Source organism: Segatella salivae DSM 15606 (assembly GCF_000185845.1).
GTDB classification, from domain to species: Bacteria; Bacteroidota; Bacteroidia; order Bacteroidales; family Bacteroidaceae; genus Prevotella; species Prevotella salivae.
In genome coordinates this window covers 1,869,423-1,876,920 of sequence record NZ_GL629647.1, presented here as the reverse complement: position 1 = coordinate 1,876,920, position 7,498 = coordinate 1,869,423, and the positions used below count along the sequence as shown (strand labels likewise).

The 7,498-nt window shown below is 41.7% G+C and carries 6 protein-coding genes; 2 read left to right on the top strand and 4 right to left on the bottom strand.

The annotated features are described in order from the left end of the window. Nucleotides 1-107: 107 nt before the first annotated feature. On the bottom strand, nucleotides 108-1,160 hold the full coding sequence (locus HMPREF9420_RS07615; protein WP_007134983.1) for a CDP-glycerol glycerophosphotransferase family protein: 1,053 nt from the start codon (nucleotides 1,158-1,160) through the stop codon (nucleotides 108-110). 110 nt (nucleotides 1,161-1,270) lie between these two features. Between HMPREF9420_RS07615 and HMPREF9420_RS07610 the strand changes: the two genes are divergently transcribed. Beyond that, a complete protein-coding gene (locus HMPREF9420_RS07610) occupies nucleotides 1,271-2,365 on the top strand; it encodes a pyridoxal-phosphate-dependent aminotransferase family protein (protein ID WP_007134982.1) in 1,095 nt (364 codons plus the stop codon). 8 nt (nucleotides 2,366-2,373) lie between these two features. Next, nucleotides 2,374-3,690 carry an adenylyltransferase/cytidyltransferase family protein gene (locus HMPREF9420_RS07605; protein ID WP_007134981.1) on the top strand — a complete coding sequence of 439 codons (1,317 nt, stop codon included), beginning with the start codon at nucleotides 2,374-2,376 and terminating at the stop codon, nucleotides 3,688-3,690. Between the two features lie 125 nt (nucleotides 3,691-3,815). Here the strand turns inward: HMPREF9420_RS07605 and HMPREF9420_RS07600 are convergent, their stop codons facing one another. Genes HMPREF9420_RS07600 through HMPREF9420_RS07590 form a run of 3 tightly spaced genes read right to left on the bottom strand, consistent with a single transcriptional unit; the run spans nucleotide 3,816 to nucleotide 6,846 of the window. Continuing rightward, nucleotides 3,816-4,430, bottom strand: a complete 615-nt coding sequence (locus HMPREF9420_RS07600) for a DNA alkylation repair protein (protein ID WP_007134980.1) — start codon at nucleotides 4,428-4,430, stop codon at nucleotides 3,816-3,818. After that, nucleotides 4,420-5,295 (bottom strand): DNA damage-inducible protein D, encoded by an 876-nt coding sequence (gene dinD, locus HMPREF9420_RS07595; protein ID WP_007134979.1) that lies wholly within the window; start codon nucleotides 5,293-5,295, stop codon nucleotides 4,420-4,422. The genes HMPREF9420_RS07600 and dinD overlap by 11 nt, the downstream gene beginning before the upstream one ends. Before the next feature lie 60 nt (nucleotides 5,296-5,355). Next, nucleotides 5,356-6,846: an acetyl-CoA hydrolase/transferase C-terminal domain-containing protein gene (locus HMPREF9420_RS07590; protein WP_007134978.1), complete on the bottom strand. Its 1,491-nt coding sequence runs from the start codon at nucleotides 6,844-6,846 to the stop codon at nucleotides 5,356-5,358. Nucleotides 6,847-7,498: the final 652 nt, after the last annotated feature.

The window sequence follows — 7,498 nt, the reverse complement described above, 5'->3', positions numbered from 1 at the left end:
AATTGCCTATTTTGAGACAATTCCGCACGAAAAATCATGCTGTTTAATTTTTACCAGACGCAATAATTTTCAAAAAGGCATTTATGTTTTGACACAGTCTCTTTTCTTTATTTTTTCTTGATGCGTCCAAAGGTTTTGATGCTTGTGTACTGACGCCACAAATTGAGTTTTCTCTTCTCGGGCACACCCTTTCTGCGGATATAATCGCGTGCTCCCTCAAGCATTCTGTGGGCTACTTTGCCGTCGGTATAGGGATCATAATTGTCAATCACCCACCTGCGAAGACGCACATAGTCTTCATTTTCCACGACATCTTCCACGGCATCGCATAGGAGATTAGGGTCTGTTATGTTCTTCCAATAGATGTCTTTCGATATGGCATTGAGCGTCACCACAGGCTTATCGAGCAACAAAAACTCATAAATCGTTGACGAAGTATCGCTGATCATCACATCAGCCATTAGCATATATTTCGTCACACTGTAGTCATCGACATACACAATATTGTCATATTGTGCCGCCAAAGCCTTGTATTCATCCACCCATTCCTGGCGAGTCAGCGGATGAAACTTCATCAACAGCAACACATCCTTTTGCTTACTGAGCTTCACTAAGTTATCTTTGATGAGCGGAAGTGACGTGAGTTTTGGCGAAAACGTAGGTGCATAGAGCACAATTTGCTGCTTTCCATGCTGCTTTAACAGCTGTTCGCGCTCTTGATTAAAGTCATTTCGGTGTTCAGCTATCCAGTCTTGGCGTGGCCAACCCGTTTCCAACACTTCAAAATCTCCGTATTTCAGCGACAACTCCATAAACTTTTTAGTGAAGTAAGGGCCTTGCGTGAAGTAACAATCAAAGTATCTTCGGATAATCCAATGGTCTTTCTTCTCAGCTGCATAGCCATGAAAAATTTGTATTTTCACACCAGAAAGGTAGTAGGGAACAATGTTTCCAGGCACGAAGATGGCTTCGGGCATGAAGTCATAAGTCTCTTGTATGCTCGCCGTCCAACGCACTTCATGCTTCAAAGGAAAGTCAGGAATCTTCTTTTCATGCACATACCACAGCACCTCATTCCCTCCTTCGCGGTCAGCTTCCAACTGAATGGGATGCAAAATATCTATGGCATACTTATTCTCGCAAAACAAAACGATTCTCATATTGAATGTATTAATTTTGAGTAAAGATAAGGATAAATAACGAATTTCAGCCTTTATAACGAATTATTTTTATTATTTTTGTATGCAAATAGGTTATAATAGTATTATTAATGATGCAAGATCAGGACATAATGTTAAACTTCACCGTTGGTCCGGTGATGTCAAGTGAGGGCGTAAGAGCCATAGGTAGTGAGCAAGTTCCATACTTTCGAACTCCTGAATTCTCACAAGTGATGTTTGAAAACGAAGCCCTTATCAAGAAATTTGCTAAGGCTGACAAAGACGCAAGGGTCGTTTTTATTACTGGTTCGGGTTCAGCGGCAATGGAAGCAACCTTGATAAACACCTTCACTCCACAGGATAAGGTGCTTGTTGTCAATGGAGGTAGCTTTGGAGAACGCTTTGTTCAGCTCTGCAAAGTGCATCATATACCTTATACAGAGCTTGTACCTGAGTTTGGATATGACATCACCGATGAAATGCTTGCACCCTATGAGCAGCAAGGTTACACCGGTTTCTTGGTCAATGTAAACGAAACTTCCACAGGCGTTCACTACAATATAGAACGCATTAGCGCCTTTTGTAAGCGCAATAATCTGTTTCTTGTTGTCGACGCTATAAGCTCTTTTCTCGCCGATGCGTTTGATATGGAAGCCTTAGGTGCCGATGTAATGATCACAGGATCACAGAAAGCGTTGGCTTGTCCGCCGGGAATCTCAATCATAACCCTATCGTCTCGTGGCGTAGAACGTGTTTATCAACACGATGCCGGCTGTATGTATTTCGACTTAAAAGATGCATTAAAGAACGGAGAACGAGGCCAAACACCCTTCACTCCGGCTGTAGGCATCCTCAGACAAATCAATAAACGACTGCACGAAATCAATGAAGCGGGAGGCGAAGAAGCCGAAAGAGGTAAGATAAAAGCACTTGCAGATGACTTCCGTCAGCGTGTAAAGGCGTTGCCTTTTGACTTTGTTTCTCACTCACCGGGTAACGCAGTAACTCCTCTTCACCCTCGAAACGTGTCTGCTTACGATGTGTTTACGACATTGAAAGACGAATATCACATTTGGATTTGCCCCAATGGAGGCGATATGCGGGATAGAATCTTCCGCGTAGGTCATATTGGTGCACTAACCATTGAAGACAATACACGTCTACTTGAGGCTTTGAAAGATATGCAGAAACGCGGACTTCTATAAACCATTACATGAAAAAAGTTATCACTTATGGCACTTATGACCTCATACATAAAGGTCATATTCGACTCTTAGAGCGTGCAAAGGCATTGGGAGATTACCTTGTTGTCGGTGTAACGGCAGACAATTTCGACCGCGCCCGAGGTAAGATTAACGTGCAACAATCACTCATTGAGCGCATAGAAAACGTCAGACAAACTGGTCTTGCCGATGAAATCATCGTCGAAGAATATGAGGGTCAGAAGATAGATGACATCAAACGATTAGGTATAGACATCTTTACGGTGGGGTCAGATTGGAAAGGTCACTTCGACTATCTTAACGAATATTGTAAGGTTGTCTATTTAGATAGAACGCAAGGCATATCAAGTTCGGAGCTAAGAGCAGAGAAATGTGATATTCACTTGGGCCTCATCGGCGAGTCGCCCATTTTGAACAAGATTGTAAGAGAAGCCAATTATGTCAACGGACTACATGTTTCGGGCATCTATTCGCGTTCACATTTCAAGCTCAACAGCAATATAAAAGACATTCCTTCGTATGAAACCATCGACGAATTATTTGATAATTGTAATGCCGTATATATCATTTCAAGTCCTGTTTCGCATTATGAAGACATCAAAAAAGCTTTGAATCATGGACTGAATGTACTTTGTGAGTCACCCATAACGATTAATCTTGTGCAATATGAAGAACTCCGTGAGCTGGCCAAACAGCACGGATGTATCCTCGCCGACGCACTGAAAACAGCCTATTCAATGGCGTATTATCGGCTGATTCTATTGGCAAAAACTGGCGTTATCGGCGATATTGTCTCGGTAGATGCCACATGTACGAGCCTTTCTAATGTGCAAAAAGAGTGGAATAGCATATGCGCCTGGGGACCAACTGCCCTACTTCCCATCTTCCAATTACTCGGAACAGATTATCATCAACGTCAAATTGTAACACGACTTGAGGATGATAAGAACCTATTTGATGCCTTTACAAAGATATCTTTCACGTATAATCATGCCGTGGCCTCTATGAAAGTAGGGCAAGGAGTGAAGTCAGAAGGTGAGTTGATTATATCGGGAACAGAAGGTTATCTCTATGTACCTTCACCATGGTGGAAAACAGATTATTTTGAAATCAGAAAAGAAAATCCCGCCAATAACAAGCGTTATTTCTATCAACTCGATGGCGAAGGTATCCGCTATGAACTTGTTTCGTTTGTTAAATCCATTCAAACACAACGCCCATATAACTATATTGATACCGCCGTTTCAAAGGCTATTGTGAAGACTATAAAAGACTTTTATGCACAAAAAGACGTCATTCTCATTTAATTGTCATTGATATTGCATTATAACGCACAATAGTTAATCCTATAAACTATTGTGCGTTATGCCTTTAAAGCACTGCCAATTGCATATCAAGAGCGTCTAAAAAGAATAACTATCTATTGTAATCTTTATTTAAACAGCTTCGTTGCATATTTATAAGTGAATTGAATCCTTGGATTAGATAAATCCCATTGCTGTACTTCTTGCCGTATTAAATCATGGTGTTTCTTGCTTATATCTTTCAAAGCATTACCTACTGACTTTCTAAGATATTCGCTTTCGTGCGCTTTATGCTTACTAATTAACGCAACAGCTATTGATGGATGTTCCTTAAAGAAAGGGCGACTTGTCCATATTCTCAATCCCTCTGTCACTGCACGAATAACATTTGGATTGCTATCATTAAGCCATTCATCTATAAGAGGCAATGAAGTTTCATAGCCTCTACACTTACATACTTCATCGAAAGCCTTTGCAAGCATTTCTTGTACCCTCCAATTTGTATCGTTACTTATTTGTTTTCTCAAAATGGAAAGCACGTCATCATCCTCTGTTGCCAATCTACCTAACACGGAAGTAGCCAACATTCGTACTTGATAAGCTTCATGTTTTGACCATGTTAGTGCTAAATCATAACACTGTTCCTTAGCATACGCAGCAAAGATTTCGTCAGTTCCATCAATGATGTGCTGAAAACCATGCTCTATTTGCAATATTTTGTTTAATAGATTATTATTCTCCATTCTTATCTTTTGGTAACTTTGAGGATGCTTGTTCTATCTTTTTCTCATCTCGAACGACTTTACGCTCTATCTTCTTAATATCTTCTGCGGGTGGAAGATCTTCTGGTTTAATGCCACGTTGCCCTAACATGTCACGCACACTCTTATTGTTTTGTACGTGTTCTCGTGTAATAGGGTGCTCACCTTGCAGGTCTTTACTTTCTACATTGTAGTTAGTCATCTCTGTAGCAAGGTTCTTTGCTGCGATAGTAAGCGTGGGAAGGAAGTCAGCTAATGGTCTTTTGGACTTCACACCCAATCGAATCTTCATCTCTTCTGTACTATATCCGCCGAAAAGAGCAGTGTCTCCTTTAGACCGTATGCGTCCAAACCCTTTATCATCAACCCCTCGTTGGAATATATTCTGTGACAATTGCTTTTCAGATACTTTCAGTTTATCGCGTGTTTCCAAGCGAGAGAGTAGGTTTAATCGCTCTTCTATCAGTTCAGCCTTACGCGTTTGTAAGGCAAAGTAGCTTTGAGCGAACGCTATTTCTTCTTTCTTTGGATCGCCATTTTGAGCGATAAGATAACACGCATACCGTGTAAGCATGAAGTCAGATACTTCTCTTTTTCCACCTTTTCCTATTGATATCATTTTCGTGACCTCACGAAAATGATCATCAACGCTGATATTCTGCGACTTACATGAATCCATTGCACGATGTATAGCGACCAGAAAGTTCTCCCAACGGGCATAACCTAATATACTTTGTAGCTCGCGTGCAAACCACACTTCGATTTGTTCTTTGGCGTCATCGCTTTCAATATACTGAACAATGCTATCGAAAGAGGCCTTATATTGCACTATAATCTTTTTATCCATTGCCTTTTGATATCGCTTAATTTGTATAGATTGATTTATTATAATGATTCTATTTTCTCCTTAAAATGAAGCCAACCGCATGTCACCCTTTGTTAAATAGGCCTCATGGAAAGCCAAAGCAGAAGGTAAACAATGGGGTTCGTGCCCGCAACCTGCTTTGCGTAGATACTCACGTAACAACGGACGATAGTCTGGATGCGCGCAATTTTCGATAATTTCTATAGCTCTTCGTTGCGGCCCTTTACCGCGAAGATCAGCCACTCCCTGTTCCGTCACAATCACATCTACGTCATGTTCCGTTGAGTCTACATGGCTACACATCGGTACAATCGTACTGATTCGCCCATCTTTTGTTGTACTTGGCATCGTGAAGATACTCAAATAACCGTTACGTTCATAGTCACATGAGCCTCCAATGCCATTCATCAGCTGACTACCACACACATGACTCGAGTTCTCATGACCGTAAATGTCACACTCCATGGCTGTATTCATGGCAATAACTCCAAGCCGTCGTATCACCTCGGGTGAGTTACTGATCTCACTTGGGCGTATAACCACGTGACGATAAAAGAAGTCCATGTTACTATAAATATCCATAAGAGTTTCATTTGTCACTGTTAATGACGAACAACTCGCATCTATAATCTTCCCGTTTTTCATGTGCTTAATCACCGCATCCTGTACAACTTCGGTATAAACAGAGAAATTTGGAATGCCAGGATGATGCCCCAAAGCCTCTAAAACGGCATTACTGATGACACCAACACCACTCTGTACGGGGAGAAACTCTTTCGGAAGAAGACCTCGTTTCAGGTCGGAAACCAAAAAATCTGCCACAAAATTTCCCATCCTACTCGTCACTTCATCAACGGGTTTGAAGGATCTTGCCTCCTCAGGAATACAACATTCCACCACGCCCACAATCTTATGACCGTCTATTTCGACAAATTCTTTTCCTATTCTATCGGTTACTTGATTGATCAATATCGGCAAACGATGGGGACAACGAGCCGGTTCGTAGACATCATGCAACAGGCGTGACTGCGGACTATGAAACGTATTGAGTTCTAAAATCACATGTTTGGCCATGCGAACAATGGTTGGAACCACGCCACCTGCACTCGTAAGATAGCCTCGACATGTGCTTCCGGCCTGCATAAATCCGCTTACTTCAATAATAGCCCAATCGATTTCACCATAGAAACCACGGCGAAGTCGCTCGGCAACATGGCCTAAATGCATATCTTCAAAGTCTATTTCACCGGCATTTACGTGTTCTCTAAAGTCCTTGTTTGTTGAGAATGGCGTGCGAAACTTAATGGCGTTAGCAGCTGCCATGTCGCCTTCTACACTCTGACCCGTAGAGGCTCCCGTGATGATTCCAACCTTAAAGGGGCGTCCTTCGGCATGTTCGTGCAAGGCACGCTTAGAGAGTTCGCGAAAAACGGCTTTGGCAACACCATTTGGAGTGAAGCCCGATAGCGCCACAGTTTCATCATTTTGAATCATGGCCGCAGCTTCTGCAGCTGTCAATTTTGCATATATCATAAGCTTATTAAAGTTAAATATAATCGTGTTTTCTATGTTTTTAAGGCCCGAAACCTGTTATCAACAAGTCCTTTCACGGCCAAAAAGTTTTCCAAGCAGGTGTAAGCACGTACACATTAAAGTGAACTTCTAAAACATGGGCTATCAATGCAGTCTGCAAACAATGTTCCATGCGTTCCCACCTCATTCTAAAAAGGTAGATGATTCACGTCTCAAATATAGGTGAAATAATTGATATTCAGTGCAAAAAAGATGTTAAAAAAGTAGAGCTATCCTACTTTTTGTTTGGTGGAATGGGGCAAACAAAGCCCTATTCCCAGCCCTTTGCTTTCCTCGTTTCGCAGGCTTCACGAACAGCGACCTATGGCTCCCCGAAGAGAGAGGGGAGTGGTTAGTTGTGGATTAATAAGAAGTGGCAATGGTGTTGATAAGAAAAGGTGAAATGATGTTAGGCGGACAAAGCCTCACCCCCTGCCCCTCCCCGAAGAGGGAGGGGAGTAGTTAGCCATGAAAATAGAGGGAGTTGTTTGAGGGTTAATTGTGGGAGATGATGTTGTTGATAATAAAGCGTAAAATGAGTTGGGGCATTTCAGACAATAATTTGCCATATTTTACTATATAAAACAACAGAAATGGTATTATAAAATAAATA

Bases quoted from the DNA above. Each gene is read 5' to 3' on its own strand.
- HMPREF9420_RS07615 (WP_007134983.1), bottom strand. From the start codon at position 1,160: ATGAGAATCGTTTTGTTTTGCGAGAATAAGTATGCCATAGATATTTTG.
- dinD (WP_007134979.1), bottom strand. From the start codon at position 5,295: ATGGATAAAAAGATTATAGTGCAATATAAGGCCTCTTTCGATAGCATT.
- HMPREF9420_RS07605 (WP_007134981.1), top strand. From the start codon at position 2,374: ATGAAAAAAGTTATCACTTATGGCACTTATGACCTCATACATAAAGGT.
- HMPREF9420_RS07600 (WP_007134980.1), bottom strand. From the start codon at position 4,430: ATGGAGAATAATAATCTATTAAACAAAATATTGCAAATAGAGCATGGT.
- HMPREF9420_RS07590 (WP_007134978.1), bottom strand. From the start codon at position 6,846: ATGATATATGCAAAATTGACAGCTGCAGAAGCTGCGGCCATGATTCAA.
- HMPREF9420_RS07610 (WP_007134982.1), top strand. From the start codon at position 1,271: ATGATGCAAGATCAGGACATAATGTTAAACTTCACCGTTGGTCCGGTG.